This is a genomic window from Nocardia stercoris (genome assembly GCF_003696265.1).
In the GTDB taxonomy this organism is placed as follows: Bacteria; Actinomycetota; Actinomycetes; order Mycobacteriales; family Mycobacteriaceae; genus Nocardia; species Nocardia stercoris.
The window spans coordinates 185,322-201,267 of the sequence record NZ_RFFH01000006.1 but is presented as its reverse complement, the minus strand read 5'-3'; the positions used below and the strand labels follow the sequence as shown (position 1 = coordinate 201,267).

Below are 15,946 nucleotides of genomic sequence, written 5' to 3'. Positions count from 1 at the left end.
CGCACATTGTGATCCCCTAACAGCGGCCGGTGGCCCGGCCCGTCCTACATCGTGGTCGGATCGCCGAGCACGTACTGGGCGATGTTCGCCTGCGGCGACTCGGCCAGGACGACGGTGTAGGCCTGCACCGTCAACGGTCCAGCACAGCCCTGCACAGTCAGCCGGTAGTCGCGGGTGGCGATGTAGTCGGTGCTCCCCGCGGTCAGTGCCTTGTCGCTGATCTCCGGCGGCAGCTTCAGGTCCACGACCTTGCCGGGTTGCATCGACAGGTCGACCCCGAAGGTCGCGCCGAGCGTGGGGATGATGCCGGGGGCGGCGCCGGCCATCAGATCGGCACTGAGCCCGGCGTTGGCGCCGAGCCGCACCGAAACGTTCAGGTCGACGGCACAGGCGAGGAAGAACCCGCTGTGCAGCGAACCGTTGCCTCGGTCGATCCGTCCGTAGGAGGTGTTGTCCAGGTAGGCCTCCCGAGTGGTCGGCATGAAGTCCAGCGGTGCCACCGGCCGGACGGCGTCATCGGTGAGGCCGGCGGTGACGCTCGTGCCGTCGGGTGTGGTGACGACCTTCTCGTGCGGTGCCAGCGGTGCGGGTCCCGCGGAGCCGAGGCCGATTCCCAGTGCGGCGACGGCGGCGGTGACGGTCTGGATGAACATGTGGTTTCTCCCCCGAAGTGGTGTTCCGCTCGGTTCGAGCGACTGACATCAACGTAGGAAGCGGACGGGGTGACGGCCGAGCCCCTTTCCGGCCGGGGGCAGGTATCGATGCTGGTAGCAGGGCTGCGACCGAATGTCCGGTCCGGCGGCCCGGGGTTGCCCGGCCGGTCGGGCCCGGCAGGTTCGCGAGTCGGCCGCCGATTTGCCGACGGAACCTTTTCGCGCAGGTAGACCCTGCTTTTCTGTCCGGACCGGACAGCCCGGACGCCGATCACCCCCGACCCCCGCCGGTCGGGGCCGGAATCGGGGTTCTTCCCGATGTTTCGTGTCGGAGGGGCGTGCCAGTATCGAGGTATGTACCCACCCTTCTTGGCCTTCGACGGTCGCGGGCTCGAGACGCGTGCCGTCGACGCGGGCCCGGAGGCGCCCCGGCTGGTTCGCCGGGCCGGGGGCCGGGTGGTCGGCGGGGTGGCCGGCGGGATCGCCGACCATCTGGGTGTCGACGTGTTCCAGGTGCGCATGGCGTTCGTACTCCTGTCGGCGCTGATGGGAGCGGGCATCGTCGCCTACGGACTGCTGTGGGTGTTCACCTCCACCGGTGCCGACGCCGCCCAGCCGACGTCGGTCGAGCGGCGCCAGGGTGTGGGGCTGGTGCTGCTCGGCCTGGCGCTGGCGGTGTCCATGTCCTGGCTGTTCAGCGGGACGGCGGCCAAGGCGGTGGCGCCGATCGTGGTGGTCGCGGTCGGTGCCGCCCTGGTCTGGCGCGAGTTCGACGCCGACGGGCCGCGCTCGATGCTGGGCTTGCCGGCCCGCCCGGGCGTGCTGACCTGGACCCGGATCGTCGCGGGCGCCACCTTGATCGTGGTCGGGCTGGGTGTGGTGGTGCTGGGCCGGATCAGTGTCAGCTCGCTGGGTTCGGCGTTGATCGCGGTGGCGGTCACCTTGGTCGGGGTCGGGTTGCTCACGGTCCCGCTGTGGTTGCGGATGATGCGCGCGCTCAATGCCGAGCGCGCGGCCCGGATCCGCAACGAGGAGCGCGAGGAGATCGCCTCCCACCTGCACGACTCGGTCCTGCAGACGCTGGCGCTGATCCAGCGGGTGGCCGACGACTCGCAGGAGGTGACGCGCCTGGCGCGCAGTCAGGAGCGGGAGTTGCGGCGCTGGCTGTTCGAGGAGGAGGTGCTCGTCGAATCCAGTCTCACCGCCGCGCTGCGCACCATCGCCGGCGAGGTGGAGGACCAGTACGGTGTGCAGGTCACCCCGGTGACGGTGGGCGATGTGTCGATGGATCCCGGCGACACCGGCCACGGCCTGCCGAAGGAACATTTCACCGCGGTGCTGGGTGCTGCCCGGGAGGCGCTGGTGAACGCGGCCAAACACGCCGGTGTCCCGGCTATCGACCTGTTCGCGGAGGTCGAACCGCATCAGGTCAGTGTTTTCGTCCGCGACCGCGGCGCGGGGTTCGATCCGGCGGATGTCCCCGACGATCGGCAGGGCCTGGCCAAGTCCATCCACGCCCGGATCGAGCGGCGGGGCGGCACCGTGGAGGTGATCTCGGCTCCCGGCCGCGGCACCGAGATCCGGATCATCCTGCCCCGCACCGACTCCGACGATCCGGCCGATCCGGTCGATCCGGTGGCCGACGACGCCGAGACCACGGGCTAGCGCCGGTGCGGGGGAACGCATCGGCGGCAACCGGTTTCGCGTGCGCCGGGCATGTCGCCGGCCCGAACTACACTCGGTGCGGCGGCCGGCTGCCGGGCCGGCCGGGCGACCGGCGGCTGCGCGCCGTCCGGAATTCGAGAGGCGGAGCAGCGCAGTGACCATTCGGGTGTTCCTGGTCGACGACCATGCCGTGTTCAGGTCCGGTGTCCGGGCGGAGCTGAGCCGGGAAGCCGATATGGATGTGGTCGGTGAGGCCGGTGCGGTCGGTGAGGCGATCGCGGGGATCGGTGCCGCCCGTCCGGATGTGGTGCTGCTGGACGTGCACATGCCCGACGGTGGTGGGGTAGCGGTGCTGCAGGGCATCGGCGACCGGCTCGAGTCCGGCCCGGTGTGCTTGGCGCTCAGTGTGTCCGACGCGGCCGAGGACGTGATCGCGGTGATCCGGGCGGGTGCGCGCGGCTATGTGACCAAGACCATCTCCGGTTCGGAGCTGGCGGAGGGGATCCGCCGGGTGGCCGGTGGTGACGCGGTGTTCAGCCCGCGGCTGGCCGGTTTCGTGCTGGATTCGTTCACCGGTCGCTCGCCGGCACCCGAGCCGCCGCTGGATCCGGAACTGGATTCGCTGACCCCGCGCGAGCTGGAGGTGTTGCGGCTGCTGGCGCGCGGCTACACCTACCGGGAGATCGCGGAGAACCTGTTCATCTCGGTGAAGACGGTGGAGACCCACGCCTCCAATGTGCTGCGCAAGACCCAGCAGTCCAATCGCAATGCCCTCACCCGCTGGGCGCATCGGCGCCGGATCGACTGATTCCGGCCGGAAGCAGGAAACGGGTTTCGGGTTCGGTTTGCGCCCTATAGGGTGAGGTATCCCGTTCGCATATAGGGGCGGACGGGCGGAGAACGGTGAAATCCCCTGGGATACAACGATTCTCGTATTCTCACGCTATTCCGGAGGCGGAGCTCGTGCCTGAAGACATCCCTCCAGTGATGATCTTTGTCGAAGGTGAGGATGTTCGGTTCGCCGATATCCGCAGCCCCGAATCGGTTCGGTCCGCCGCCCGCGAACTCTCCGCGCAGCAGCCGCGGATCTCGGCGGCGCTCGCCGAATTCGACCGGCAGCCGGCCGAACTCGCCGACCCGGCCCGGACCACCCTGCCCGGCCCGCGGTTCGACCGCATGGGCGACTTCGTCAACGCCTTCCGGGGCGGCCGCCGGCCACAGCGCTAGAGCGCCACGACCAGCACGATCAGGATCACCAGCCCGATCAGCAGGCCCACGGCGATGGCCATGGGCGCGGCGTTCGGGCCCAGGCTGCTCAGATCGAACATGCCGCCGCTCGGCTTCTTGCGCGCCGCCGGTGCCGCGCTGGGCGCGACCGCGCGCTGCGGACGGGGCAGCGGGCTCGAATGCGGGCTGCGCAGACCGGACGCCGAATTGCGGGCCGCCCACGCGGGAATGGTCCCGTCGTCGGTGCGGACCGGCGCACCCAGGATGTACGGGCCGGTGCCGGGACCGAAAGCGGCGGTGAGGATCTCGTTGCGCGCCTCGGCCATGGTGGGGCGGCGCTGCGGGGCGGGCTCCATCATGTGCATCAGCACCGGGGTCAGCACGCCGGAACGCTCCGGCGGGATGATCTGCGCCATCGCGGCGCGCTGGACGATCTCGTCCTCACCCTCCTCGCTGAAGCCGTACGGAGGGTGCCCCTCGATCGCGGTGTAGAGGGTCGCGCCGAGCGAGTACACGTCACTGGCGGCCGTGGGCTGCGCGCCGCGTGCGATCTCGGGCGGCAGGTACGCGGGGGTGCCGGTGATGACGTCGTCGGGTTCGTCGGTGGCGCCGACGGCCGCGGAGATACCGAAGTCGCTGAGCTTGGCCATGCCCACCTCGTTGCCGCGGTCGGCGACCAGGATGTTGCCGGGCTTGATGTCGCGGTGGACGATTCCCGCGGCGTGCGCGGCGGCCAGGGCGTCGGCGACCTGCGCGCCGATCTGCGCGACCTCGACCGGGGACAGACGGTTCGCCAGGGCCAGCGCCTTCGCGACGCTGCGGGACGGCAGGTATTCCATGACCAGCCAGGGCTCACCGGCCTCGAGTACCACGTCGTAGACGGCGATGGCGTGCTCGTGCGACAGCTTCGCCGCGATCCGGCCCTCGTGCATGATCTGGTCGCGCACCGCCTTGGCCTGGCTTTCGCTGAGCCCGGCCGTGGTCAGGACCTGCTTGATCGCGACATCCCGGTTCATCAGTCGGTCGTGGGCCAGCCAGACCGCGCCCATGCCCCCGCCGCCGAGTTTGGATTGCAGGCGGTATCGGCCGGCTACGAGATAGTCGGGGCCGACGATGGGTCGTGCGCGTTCGGTCACGGGCGCAGGATAGCGGAAAACCGACTGTACCGACCTGTTTAGCCTTCGCCGCACTTCCGCGAACATCCGCCCCGGGCTATCGACATGTCCGGGGGGTCGGGCTTCTACTTGACACGTATCGAACGTATATTCGATATCGGTATCGATAGCTGGATCGGTGCTGAGGCGTCCGCGGCGGAGACGGGTGGTCGAGGATGGGCGAGGCAGGGGCGGTGCGAGCGGAGAAACACGCACAGATCGAGGAACTGCGGCGGCGGATGGCCGCGATTCCGGCCCGCGGCGCGGGAGCGGCGACGCGGGCGCTTCCGGTGTCCGAACCGGCGGCCGCCCGCGCGCACGCCCCGGAGCTCGTGCCGTCCGCGCCCGCTGCCGGGAACCGGCGGGCACGCCATGTCGACGACACCCGTTTCCGGCGGGAAATATTGCCGGTACCGGGCCCGTTGGGTGAACTGCTGCCCGACGGTGGGCTGGTGAAGGGCACCGTGATCGAGTACGCCGGGGCCGGGTCGTTGTTGACCGGGCTGCTGGCCGCGGTCACCGCGAGCGGCGGGTACGCCGCGGCGATCGGCCTGCCCCGGCTGGGGTTGCTGGCGGCGGCCGAGATGGGTGCGCAGCTGGAACGGCTGGCGGTCGTGCCCGATCCGGGTCCGGATCCGGTGGAGGTGGCCGCGGTGTTGCTGGAGGGGCTGGACCTGGTGGTGCTCGGCCTCGGTGGCCGGGCGGTGCCGCTCAGCCGCACCCGGGTGCTGGCCGCCCGCGCCCGCAGCCGCGCGGCCACGCTGGTGGTGACGGGTGGTTCGTGGGCCGGCTCCGCGTTGCGCATCGATACCCGGGTGGCCGGGTACGAGGGGCTGGGCCGAGGGTGCGGCCGGCTGCGCACGGTCCGGCTGGACGTCTCGGTGCGTGGGCGCTCGGCGCCGCCGCGCCGGGGTGAGCTCACGTTGCGGCCCGCGGCGGGAGCGGATCCGGCTGTGACGGGGGTGGAGTGGGCCGCGGCTCGCGACGATGCCGCCACGTGGGACGGCGCGGTTGCCCAGGGAGGCAGCGTGATTCGCGGCAGCCGTGTGGTTCGTGGCGACGGTGCGGCTCACGGCGACGGCATGGACGGCGGCGGTGACCGTGTGGTTCACGACGACTCGATTCGCGATGACGATATGGCTCAAGGTGATTCGGGGCCGGAGTTCGAGGTGGCCCGTGCCGTCTCCTGAGGATCGCCGGGTGCTGGCGGTGTGGTGCCCGGACTGGCCGGCGGCGGCGGCTGCCGCCGCGGCCCGGCTGGCTCCACTGCATCCGGTGGTGGTGCTGCACGCGAACCGGGTGGTGGCGTGCTCGGCGTCGGCGCGGGCGGCCGGGATCCGGCGCGGGCTGCGCCGCCGGGAGGCGCAGGCGCGCTGTCCGGAACTGCATGTGGCCCAGGCAGATCCGGATCGCGACGCGCGCGCGTTCGAACCGGTCGTGGCGGCAGTGGCGGCCACGGTGCCCGGTGTCGAGGTGCTGCGCCCGGGGCTGCTGGTGCTCGCCGCCCGCGGTGCCGCGCGGTACTTCGGGTCGGAAGAGGTTGCGGCCGAGCAGATCTCCGATGCGGTGTCGGCGGTGGGGGTGGGGTGCCGGATCGGTTCCGCCGACGAGCTGTCGACCGCGGTGCTGGCGGCCCGGCGGGCGGCACTGGTGCCGGCGGGGGAGGGGGCGGCGTTCCTGGCCCCGCTGCCGGTGAGCGAGTTGGCGATCGAACCGGCCCTGGCCGCACCGGAACGCGTCGAACTGGTGGATCTGTTGCACCGCTTGGGTTTACGCCGGATCGGCGACTTCGCCGCGCTCACCCCGGCCGAGGTGGCCTCCCGGTTCGGCGCCGACGCGATCCGCGCACACCGGTGCGCCCGGGCCGAGCCCGAACGCCCGCCGTCGGCCGACCGGCCCGCACCGGATCTGGCCGTCGACTACGTCTGCGATCCGCCGATCGACCGGGTGGACGCCGCGGCCTTCGCGGGCCGTCTGCTCGCGGTCCGGTTGCACGAGCGGCTGGCCGCCGCCGTGGCCGCCTGTACCCGGCTGCTGGTGGTCGCCGAAACCGCTTCCGGGGAACAGCTTTCCCGGATCTGGCGCTGCGCCGAACCGCTCACCGCCGACAGCACCGCCGACCGCGTCCGTTGGCAACTCGACGGCTGGCTGACCCACCGCGCCCTGCGCAACCCGGATCCCGATCACGACCCCGACCTCGATCCGACCGGGTCCACCATCGTCGGATTGCGCTTGGAGCCAGTGGAAGTCGTGGCCGCCGCGGCACTGCAGCTGGGGTTGTGGGGCGGGGTCGGCGAGGAGGACGAGCGGGCCCGCCGGGCGCTGGTGCGGGTCCAGGGGCTGCTCGGCGGCGACTCGGTGCGGATCGGGGTGCTCAGCGGCGGTCGCGGCCCGGTCGAGCGGATCACCCTGGTGCCCTTCGGTGACGAACGGGTCCCGGCCGCCGACCCGGCCCTCCCGTGGCCGGGGAAACTGCCGCAGCCCGCCCCGGCGGTGGTGCTCGGCCCCCAGCCGGCCGTCGAACTCACCGCCGCCGACGGCACCGGGGTCTGGGTCTGCGACCGCGGCCTGTTCACCGCCGAACCGGCCCGGCTGCGCTGGGGGAGCAAGCAATGGCCGGTCACCGGCTGGGCCGGCCCCTGGCCGCTCGACGACCGCTGGTGGGCCACGCCCACCGAAGCCGACGCCGCTCCCGTCGAAGGCAGTGTGCGGGTACAGATCCAGCTCGACGGCGACACCAGGGTGCTGCTGCTGTTGGGTTACGCCGGTACGTGGCACGTCGAAGGGCTGTACGAGTGAACCCGATTCGATTCCCGCGAGTGCGGCGCGCGCTGTCGAGCAGGCTTGCCAGCGGCACGCCGATGCGATAGGAAAACACCGGTTTTCGATTCGTACCGGCCGGAGAAGGTCCAGACATGCGTGTGCAACTCCAGATCGACGGGGCACCGCAGCGGGCCGCCGAACATGCGCGGGAGCTGGCCGGGATCGGTGCCGACGGGGTGTTCAGCTTCGAGGGGCCGCACGACGTGTTCCAGCCGCTGGTGATCGCGGCCGGTGTCGCCGAGCTGGGCCTGATGACGAATGTCGCGATCGCCGGCCCGCGCAGCCCGCTGCATCTGGCGCATGCCGCCTACGACCTGCAGGTGTACAGCGGCGGCCGGTTCCGTCTGGGGCTGGGTTCGCAGATCCGGGTGCATATCGAAAAGCGTTACGGTGCACAGTGGTCCAAGCCTGCCGAGCGCATGGCGGAGACCGTCGGCGCGATCAAGGCGATCTTCGACTGCTGGGAAGGCAAGGCGCCGCTGAACTTTCGCGGCCGGTACTTCACCCACACCCTGATGCCACCGAATTTCGTGCCGGGACCCAACCCCTACGGCCCGCCGGCCGTGCTCATGGGTGCGCTGGGGCCGATCATGACGCGCACCGCCGCCGAGGTCGCCGACGGGCTCCTGGTGATGCCGTTCCACAGTGCCCGGCACTTCGCGGAGCGCACCATGGCGGCGGTGGACGAGGGCTTGCGCCGGTCCGGCCGCACCCCGGCGGACCTGCAGATCATCGGCCAGGCCATGGTGGCGGTGGGCCGCACCGACGCCGACCTGCGGGCGGCGATCGACGGGGTCGCGACGTTGATCGCCTTCTACGGATCCACCCCGGCGTACCGGCCGGTCCTGGACACCGAGGGATGGGCCGAGTTGCAGCCGGTCCTGAACGCCATGTCCAAGACCGGTGACTACGCCGGCATGCGCGCGCTGATCAGCGACGACATGGTCCGCACCATCGGCATCGTCGGCACCCCGCAGGAGTGCGCGGCCGAGATCGGCCGCCGATTCGGTGCCCACGCCGGTGAAGTGTGCTGCTATTTCCCCGGTTACCGGCCGTCCGCCGGTGATATCGCGGATCTCGTTGCGGCGCTGCACCGGACGCCCTGACCGGTCACCGCACCGAAACCGTATGCGCCGCCGCTGGTTATGATCCGGACGAGGCGCGTATCCGCGCCGTCGCGTGGCATAGGGGGTGTGGTGGCCGCGGAAGCTTGGTTGCCGCCGGTGACGGGTTTTCCTGGGACCGGGGCGGATTCGACGTCCGACCGCTGGTCGGGCGCGGAGCTGCCCGACGACCGGATCCGGGCGCTGGCGATCGGCGCGTACTACGGCCGGGACCGGGACTCCTACAACGACACCGTCGCCTTTCTGCCCGAACTCGACGGTGCGACGGAGACCCGGCGGGAGCAGGCGATCGAGCGCCTGCACGCATCGTGGGGTGTCGACGACGCGGCCGGAGCCCGGGACACCGTCGGCCGGTTGCTGGCCGGACTGCACGCCCCACTGTTCACGCTCGTGCACCCGCTGGCCGCCGCGGCCGCGGGCAGCGAGGTCCGGGTCGACCACTCCGGACCCGACCATCGCGAATTCCTGCGCACACTCTCGAAATTCCGTGGCGACGACGGCGGCTTGGACCACGACTACGACGCTTGGCGGCAGGCCATCGAATTCGGCATCGTCGACTTGCTGCCGCGGCCGCTCCACACCGACGCCACCGCGTGGGATCTGGCGCGGGCGGTGTTCGTCGTCCGGGCCGCGCACACCGCCGGATACCTGGACGAGGACGAGTCCTGGACCTTCCTGGAAGCCGGTCTGGCGCAGGCGCAACAGCACTACCGCAACTGGCGCCAGTTCGCCGCCGGCTTCCTGACCGGCGCCGTCTTCCGGGCCGCCACCCGGGACCTCGCCACCGTGCGGGAGCAGGTGATGCGGCGCCGAAAAGTGGTCCTGGGCTTGCAGTTACGCCCGTCGAGCCCCTGGCGCCGGGTGGCGCTGCATCCGGGCGCGCCGGTGTACGGGATTTCCGCGCGTCATCAGTTCTGACTCGGCATGGCCGACAGGATGCCGGTGGCGTGGTGCTGGAACGGGTCGTCGGAGAGCATTCCGAGTTCGTGGCGTTCCACCAGTGACTGCCACTGGCCGAACAGGTCCGCCGAGGTGGGCCGGGACGGGACGACCGAACCGTCGACGTGCTCCATCTCGCAGGCCAGATGTACCGAGCGGGTGAGCCGGGCCAGGTCGTCGCGTTCGGTGCCGGTGAACTCCAGCTCGACGTCCGGGCCCGCGGTCACGGTGATCTTCACCTCGGAACCGGAAGTGGTTGTGGCATCGGTTCTCTCGATCGCCGAGACCGGGAACTCGTGGCACATACCGGCACTCACGAACAGCAGCCGCAGTGTGGTGACGGCCAGCAGTCCCGCCGTGCCCGCGTAGGTGGCGGGGGCGACGTCGAGCACGTATTCGTCGGACCGGGCGAAGTGGTGCAGGGCGCCGATCTGGCGGATCACGGTGTCGTCGCTGCGAATTCGGTCGGCGGCGGCGGTGACGTCGGCCCGGATCGGGCCCGGCGGCGGGGTGTGGTCGGGCCGGGAGCGCTGCACCCGCCGGGCGGTCAGCAGGTCGCCCTCGATCACCCGGACCAGTTCGCGTGCTTGCGTTTCCAGCTCGGGGTCGAGGTGGATCGGCACCGGGTGATAGTGGGTGGCGGTACCCCCGGCGAGCTGGTCGGGGGAACGGAAGAACAGCAGCAGGGCGAGCTGTCCGTCGTCGGTGGGGGCCAGCCGCACCATGCGCAGCTCGTGCAGCGGTACCTCGAGCGCGACGGCGTCGTCGGCCTGCAGGGGTGTGGTGCTCAGGTGGCCGTCGGCATACCGGACGGCGATCCGGCGGCTCCACAGTTCGTGCGGCATCAGTTCCTCCCCACCCGGCGCCCCACGGCCGGATCCGAGCTGAAACGAATTCTAACGGCGCGGTGGGTGGGTATGGCACTACGCACAACCAGCGGCGGCGCGCGGACCGGCTCCGTAGCATCGATCGCTGTGGAGACGACGCACGCCCGGGTGCGACTCGACGGCGTGCTGATCGCCTACCGAGACTACGGACGTCCCCGGGTCGAGCACGAACTCGGGGACGTCCCGGTGCTGCTCGTGCACGGAATGGGCGGCGACGGCCACACCTGGGACCGGTTCGCCCGGACCCTGACCCGGTCGGGACGTCGCGTGATCGTCCCGGACCTGCGCGGCCACGGCCGCAGCGCCCGCACCGGCACCTACCCGTTCGAGGCCTTCGGCGCCGACCTGCTGCGGCTGTGCGAGCGGCTGGATCTGCGATCGGTGGATCTGGTCGGGCATTCGCTGGGCGGTTACGCGGCATCGTGCGCGGCGATCGAGCAGCCCGGGCTGGTGCGCCGGCTGGTGCTCGAGGAACAGCCGCTGCCGCTGCGCTCACACGACGAGCCCGCGACCCTTACCCGCCGGATGCCGACCGTCCCGGAACTGTGGCACGCCACCACGAGCCTGCTCCGGCACCCGGGCGCGGCCATGGCCTTCGATCGGTCGATGACCCGCAGCGCGCTGGAACAGTTCCGCACCCCGAATCCGGCCTGGTGGAACGGCCTGCCCGCGATCACCGCGCCGACGCTGAAGCTACGCGGCGGTCCCGGCGGCATGGTCGACCCGCACCGGCTCGAGCACTTCCGCACCGCGGTCCCCGACTGCACGGTCGTGGCGTTCGACTGCGGTCACAGCATCCACCGCGACCGGTTCCAGCAGTTCACGGCCGCCACGCTGCCCTTTCTCGGGCACTGACTCAGCACTTGTAGGTGGGTGGCTCACCGGCCGCCGCCGGCTGCTTCTTCAGGCAGCCGTAGGGCACCAGGCCCTGATCGCTGAGCTGGACTCCGGACTTCGAGCCCGATCGGGTGCAGTAGAGGCCGGTGACGTCCATCCGGCAGCTGTAGTTTCCGACCGTGATCCGGGCGCCGTAGCCGAGGGGGTTGCCGTTGCCCATGTCGACCGAGGCCGCGCCGCCGCGGAATTCTCCGGCGTCCGCGCGGTCGCCGGTGTATTCGGTCGCCGACGGCAGCCAGTTCAGGTGCCCGTTCGGTGGCTCGGGCGCCGGATTCCGGTAGCGGACCCGGCAGTCGAGCAGGTCGGGTGTGCCGAGGTAGCACTTGATCTTCCCGGTCGGGCTGTCGAAGACGTACCCGGCGGGTCCGACCGGTTCCACCGGGACGATTTTGCCGTTCTGGTCGGTGAAGGTGCTGTAGCCGTTCGGGTCGGCCGCGGGTGCGGCGGCGATCCAGGCCACCAGCTCGTCGATCTGCCGGTCGGGGCCGGGGGCGGCGGTGGTGGCGGGTGCCTGGGCGGCGGCCGGATCCGGACTCGGAGCCGTACCGCTGGAACAGCCGGCGATCGCCAGACACGCTACGGCGACCAGCAGCGTGCGGCCGCGAACCCGCTTCGATGGCATACCGAACCCCCCACTGTGACCGAAATGTCGACTGAGTCCGGATCTTACGAGCTACCGGAGACTTTCACAGTTCCGGTGGTGGCGGAAAGCGCCCGCTGTCCGGTGGCACCTATTGTGAAAAGCGTGTTCGAAGGGCTGGCGTGTTCGGAGGCCGCGGCGGATATTCCGCTGCCGGGTAGCGCGACACACGTGACCGGATGGTTGTGTGTCGAACAGCCGGGCGCCTGGGGGCGTGATGTGCTCGCCGACCAGGTGCTGGGTGCCGAGATCACCACCGAACTGGCGGCCCGCACCAAGGCGGCGCGGGTGCGCCCGACCCTCATCCGCCGGCCCGGACGGCACCTGATGACCGGGCCGCGCACCGTCCTGCTGGCCGCCGCCCGGCCCGGGGAGGCCTGGTGTGAGCGGCTCGAGATCGAAGATCTCGAAGAACTGCTGAAGCTGGACTTGCAACTGCTGAACGGGCCCGCTCCCGGCCTCGGCGAACCGCTGACCGGCGAGGACACGCCCGTCCTGGTCTGCGCGCACGGTAAACGCGACCAGTGCTGTGCCCGGCTGGGCCGCCCGATCGCGGCCCGGCTGGCCGAGGTCTACCCGGAGCGGGTCTGGGAGTGTTCGCACACCGGCGGGCACCGGTTCGCTCCCGCCATGGTGCTGCTGCCGTCCGGGCTGACCTACGGCCGGATCGACGGCGACGCCGCCCTGTCCGCCGTCGCGGCCCTCGATCTGAACATGCTGTCGCTCACTGGTTTTCGCGGGCGCAGCGGACACGGTCCGGTACAGCAGGTCGCGGAGATCGCAGTGCGGGAACGGATCTCGGCGCCCGCGGACGCACTCACGGTGACTCCGCTACCCGCCGAGTCCGACCCGGAAGATCCGGCCTACGCGGGCACCGCCGAGGTCGTCCACCACGACGGTCGTCGGTGGCGGGTCACCGCCGGTGTGGTCGGCTATCCGCCTCGCCCGGCGAGTTGCGGTGCCCCGGCCAAGGCGGCTTCGGCCGTCGTGGCCACCGATGTTGTCGAATTAGGCTGAGCCGCTTACCGGTCGGCCGCCGGTGAATCGCGCGGCGAGCCGTGTGAGTGCGGTGGCCCGCCGCTGCGGCAGTTCACCGGGACATCGACCTTGTCCGAGCCGCTTACCGGTCGGCGTTGGGCGACGCGGCGAGAAGTCCAGCGGCAGCGTGGAATCCGCCGCGGTCCTCGGGGGTCGTGGTTACCGAGGACCGCGGACTGTTTGCCCGGGCTACCAGTTGGCGCCGGGTACGACGGCGGCGAGGACCGTGAGGGTGGAGCGAGTGACCCGGGTGCTGCGGAACCGGCGGCGCGAAGTCCGCTGCGGGGCAGGCTGTTGCGTGGTCTCGACGGTGGCCGCGGCCGAGCCGCCCGCGGTGGTCACCTCGGGCGTCCCTTCCGAATCGGATACGGCGAGTTCCCCTTTCGCCGCGGGGGAGTCCGGGAGCATGCGGTAGTAGCGATGCATGATCGCGTCCTTGATGCGCGGGGTGAACATGCTGCCGTAGTCCGCGAGCGTGCCCAGCGGGGTGTCGATCCGCTTGGGGCGGCGGGTGAGTGCGCGGACCACGATCGCGGCGGCCCACTCGGGGGACTTCGTGGGGCCCTGGCGCCCGGTCGGCGCGATCATCGGGGTGCGCACCAGCGGCATGTGGACGGTGGTGAATGTGACTCCGGCGGCGAGCATTTCGGCGGCCGTCACGTCGGTGAACATGTCGAGGGCCGCCTTGCTGGCCAGGTAGGCGGCGAATCGTGGTGTGGCGGCCTGGACTCCGGCGCTGGAGATGTTCACCACGTGTCCGCCGCCGCGAGACCGCATGTGCGGCAACAGCGCCAGGGTCATCCGGACCGCGCCGAAGTAGTTGACCGCCATGGTGCGCTCGAAGTCGTGCATGCGGTCGGTGGAGCGGTGCACGGCCCGGCGGATGGACCGACCGGCGTTGTTGACCAGCATGTCGACGTGGTCGTGTTCGGCCAGGATCGCGGCGACCGTCTGCTCGACCGATTCGGCGTCGGTGACGTCGCAGCGGTAGGCGTAGGCCCGGCCGCCGGCGGCGGTGATCTCCTCGACCGCGGCGGCCAGTTCGTCGGGCCGGCGGGCCAGCAGCAGCACGACCGCTCCCTTGGCGGCGACCGCCCGCGCGGCGGCGCGGCCGATGCCGGAGGAGGCGCCGGTGATGACGACATGTTTGCCCGCCAGTTGTCGGCGGGCCCGTCGGCTGGTGGATTTCTCGCTCACTCGCTGCTCCTTTGCATGCCTTCAGGCAAGAACTTACTCCAAAGTAAGATTGGCGGCCAGGGGTGTGCGCCGTAATGGGACCTCACGTCCGCGCCTACGCGTCACAACCTTCGGTGGGGCGATCGGCCGGCAAAGTTGCTATAGAATTGCTGATTTGGAGTGTCGGCCTGATCGAAGGTGATTCGTAGCCGAGGAGCCGTGGGTGCGAGCGGCGCCTCGGCTCGATGGTGGCCAGGAGAACTTCAGGACGAAGGCGGCTCTCGATGACAGACTTCGACTATTGCGTGGTCGGTGGCGGATTCGCGGGGTTGACGGCTGCGTTGCGGCTCGAGCAGGCGGGGCGATCGGTGGCGGTGCTGGAGGCTCGTGACCGGCTCGGCGGGCGCACGTTCACCGAGATGCGCGCGGACGGCTGCTGGATAGACCGTGGTGGCGCATGGATCGGGCCGGGACAGGACCGGATCCACGCCCTGATGAACGAGTTCGGGGTGCGGAGTTACCGGCAGTACACCGACGGTGAGGCCATGATGGTCCTCGACGGTAAGCAACATCGCTACACCGGCACGATCCCGTGGACGATGAGCCCGTGGGCGTCGATGAATCTCGGCGCGAGCTTCGCCGAGCTGGGGCACATGTGCAAGTCGATCCCGCTCGAGGCACCGTGGGAAGCGAAGAAGGCCGGCAAGTGGGACCAGATGAGCCTGGCGCAGTGGCTGGATCGCAGCGTCTGGTCCAAGCCCGCCCACGATCTGCTCGAGACCGCCATCGCCGGCAGTTACACCTCTGCCGCCTCGGAAGTGTCGATGCTGTTCGCGCTGTATCAGATGGCGTCGGGAGGTGGGCCGAACTTTGTGTTCGGCATCGTGGGCGGCTCCCAGGACGCCCGGCCCGTCGGCGGTATGGGCGCGATCTACGGGCCGATGGCGGCCGAGCTCGGCGACTCGATCCACCTGTCGCAGCCGGTGCACGGTATCGAGCAGGATGCGCACGGTGTGACTGTGTATACGAGAGGAGCGACGCTGCGTGCGCGGCGGGTGATCGTGGCTGTTCCCCTGGCGATCGCCGGTCAGATCCGATACGAGCCGATGTTGCCGGTCGATCGCTCGCTACTGCATCAGCGGGTGCCAAGCGGCTCGATCATCAAGATTTCCGTCCTGTACGACGAGCCGTTCTGGCGGCGTGACGGATTGTCGGGGCAATCGGCCGCGCCAGGGTCGCCGGCCACGATCACCATCGACGCCTGCACCGACACCGGGCGGCCCGGGATCCTGTGTGTCATTTCCGAGGGGCCTGTCGCTCGGCAGCTCGGCAGGCTCGATGCCGCCGAACGCCGGACGGCGATACTCCGCGAACTGGTCACGCGATTCGGTGACCGGGCCGGTTCCCCGGTCGACTTCGTCGAGCAGGACTGGAGTGCCGAGCGCTATTCCGGTGGCGGGATGCTGAGCCACACGCCGACCGGTGTGCTCACCCAATTCGGCCACGCGCTGCGCGAACCCTGCGGCCGCGTCCACTGGGCCGGAACCGAGAGCTCGGCCGTCATGTGTGGCTGGGTCGACGGAGCGGTCCGCTCGGGTGAACGCGCCGCGAGCGAAGTGCAGCAGCACCAACTGGCCGCGGTCTGAGATCTGCCGCGGTCTGTGGCCGTCACGTGGTGCGGTCACAGTTTCGCACCCGCTACACCTCCCATCGAGGTTCGAAT

At 70.7% G+C, this 15,946-nt stretch carries 14 protein-coding genes and 1 pseudogene; 10 read left to right on the top strand and 5 right to left on the bottom strand.

Going from position 1 to position 15,946, the window contains the following annotated elements; translation table 11 throughout:
- Window positions 1-44: 44 nt before the first annotated feature.
- A complete protein-coding gene (locus EBN03_RS16515) occupies window positions 45-653 on the bottom strand; it encodes an MspA family porin (RefSeq protein ID WP_122188926.1) in 609 nt (202 codons plus the stop codon).
- Between the two features lie 354 nt (window positions 654-1,007).
- On the opposite strand from EBN03_RS16515, the gene EBN03_RS16510 reads away from it, so the two are divergent.
- The 3 genes from EBN03_RS16510 to EBN03_RS16500 all read left to right on the top strand — a co-directional run bounded on the left by EBN03_RS16510 (window position 1,008) and on the right by EBN03_RS16500 (window position 3,545).
- Entirely contained in the window at window positions 1,008-2,318 is a 1,311-nt protein-coding gene (locus tag EBN03_RS16510; RefSeq protein ID WP_122188925.1) for an ATP-binding protein, read from the top strand.
- Between the two features lie 160 nt (window positions 2,319-2,478).
- Window positions 2,479-3,126, top strand: a complete 648-nt coding sequence (locus EBN03_RS16505) for a response regulator (protein WP_122189085.1) — start codon at window positions 2,479-2,481, stop codon at window positions 3,124-3,126.
- A gap of 179 nt (window positions 3,127-3,305) precedes the next feature.
- Window positions 3,306-3,545: a hypothetical protein gene (locus EBN03_RS16500; protein WP_122188924.1), complete on the top strand. Its 240-nt coding sequence runs from the start codon at window positions 3,306-3,308 to the stop codon at window positions 3,543-3,545.
- Here EBN03_RS16500 and EBN03_RS16495 read toward each other — a convergent pair.
- The gene (locus tag EBN03_RS16495; protein ID WP_233608422.1) at window positions 3,542-4,681 is read right to left on the bottom strand and encodes a serine/threonine-protein kinase; all 1,140 of its coding nucleotides are present in this window, start codon (window positions 4,679-4,681) and stop codon (window positions 3,542-3,544) included. The genes EBN03_RS16500 and EBN03_RS16495 overlap by 4 nt on opposite strands.
- Window positions 4,682-4,875: 194 nt before the next feature.
- Here EBN03_RS16495 and EBN03_RS16490 point away from each other — a divergent pair, with 194 nt between their 5' ends.
- From EBN03_RS16490 to EBN03_RS16475, 4 genes are all read left to right on the top strand, one after another.
- Window positions 4,876-5,889, top strand: coding sequence for a hypothetical protein (locus tag EBN03_RS16490; RefSeq protein WP_199742806.1), 1,014 nt, complete (start codon window positions 4,876-4,878; stop codon window positions 5,887-5,889).
- Window positions 5,876-7,498 carry a DNA polymerase Y family protein gene (locus tag EBN03_RS16485; protein ID WP_233608421.1) on the top strand — a complete coding sequence of 541 codons (1,623 nt, stop codon included), beginning with the start codon at window positions 5,876-5,878 and terminating at the stop codon, window positions 7,496-7,498. Before EBN03_RS16490 ends, EBN03_RS16485 begins: the two co-directional genes overlap by 14 nt.
- 116 nt (window positions 7,499-7,614) lie before the next feature.
- The gene (locus EBN03_RS16480; RefSeq protein WP_122188921.1) at window positions 7,615-8,628 is read left to right on the top strand and encodes a TIGR03617 family F420-dependent LLM class oxidoreductase; all 1,014 of its coding nucleotides are present in this window, start codon (window positions 7,615-7,617) and stop codon (window positions 8,626-8,628) included.
- A gap of 90 nt (window positions 8,629-8,718) precedes the next feature.
- Window positions 8,719-9,564, top strand: a complete 846-nt coding sequence (locus EBN03_RS16475) for a DUF1266 domain-containing protein (protein WP_158675649.1) — start codon at window positions 8,719-8,721, stop codon at window positions 9,562-9,564.
- On the opposite strand, the gene EBN03_RS16470 is transcribed toward EBN03_RS16475, so the two are convergent.
- Window positions 9,555-10,430, bottom strand: a complete 876-nt coding sequence (locus tag EBN03_RS16470; RefSeq protein ID WP_122188919.1) for a hypothetical protein — start codon at window positions 10,428-10,430, stop codon at window positions 9,555-9,557. The two genes, EBN03_RS16475 and EBN03_RS16470, sit on opposite strands and share 10 nt — an antisense overlap.
- A 129-nt stretch (window positions 10,431-10,559) precedes the next feature.
- Between EBN03_RS16470 and EBN03_RS16465 the strand changes: the two genes are divergently transcribed.
- Entirely contained in the window at window positions 10,560-11,327 is a 768-nt protein-coding gene (locus EBN03_RS16465; RefSeq protein ID WP_233608420.1) for an alpha/beta fold hydrolase, read from the top strand.
- A gap of 1 nt (window position 11,328) precedes the next feature.
- On the opposite strand, the gene EBN03_RS16460 is transcribed toward EBN03_RS16465, so the two are convergent.
- A complete protein-coding gene (locus EBN03_RS16460) occupies window positions 11,329-11,991 on the bottom strand; it encodes a hypothetical protein (RefSeq protein ID WP_122188917.1) in 663 nt (220 codons plus the stop codon).
- 114 nt (window positions 11,992-12,105) lie between these two features.
- On the opposite strand from EBN03_RS16460, the gene EBN03_RS16455 reads away from it, so the two are divergent.
- Complete coding sequence (locus tag EBN03_RS16455) at window positions 12,106-13,026, top strand: sucrase ferredoxin (protein WP_407671163.1); 921 nt, start codon at window positions 12,106-12,108, stop codon at window positions 13,024-13,026.
- Between the two features lie 210 nt (window positions 13,027-13,236).
- On the opposite strand, the pseudogene EBN03_RS16450 reads toward EBN03_RS16455, so the two are convergent.
- A pseudogene (locus EBN03_RS16450) lies at window positions 13,237-14,220 on the bottom strand (SDR family NAD(P)-dependent oxidoreductase); the annotation flags it as partial.
- A gap of 287 nt (window positions 14,221-14,507) precedes the next feature.
- On the opposite strand from EBN03_RS16450, the gene EBN03_RS16445 reads away from it, so the two are divergent.
- Window positions 14,508-15,869 (top strand): flavin monoamine oxidase family protein, encoded by a 1,362-nt coding sequence (locus EBN03_RS16445; protein WP_122188915.1) that lies wholly within the window; start codon window positions 14,508-14,510, stop codon window positions 15,867-15,869.
- The last annotated feature ends 77 nt before the right edge of the window (window positions 15,870-15,946 follow it).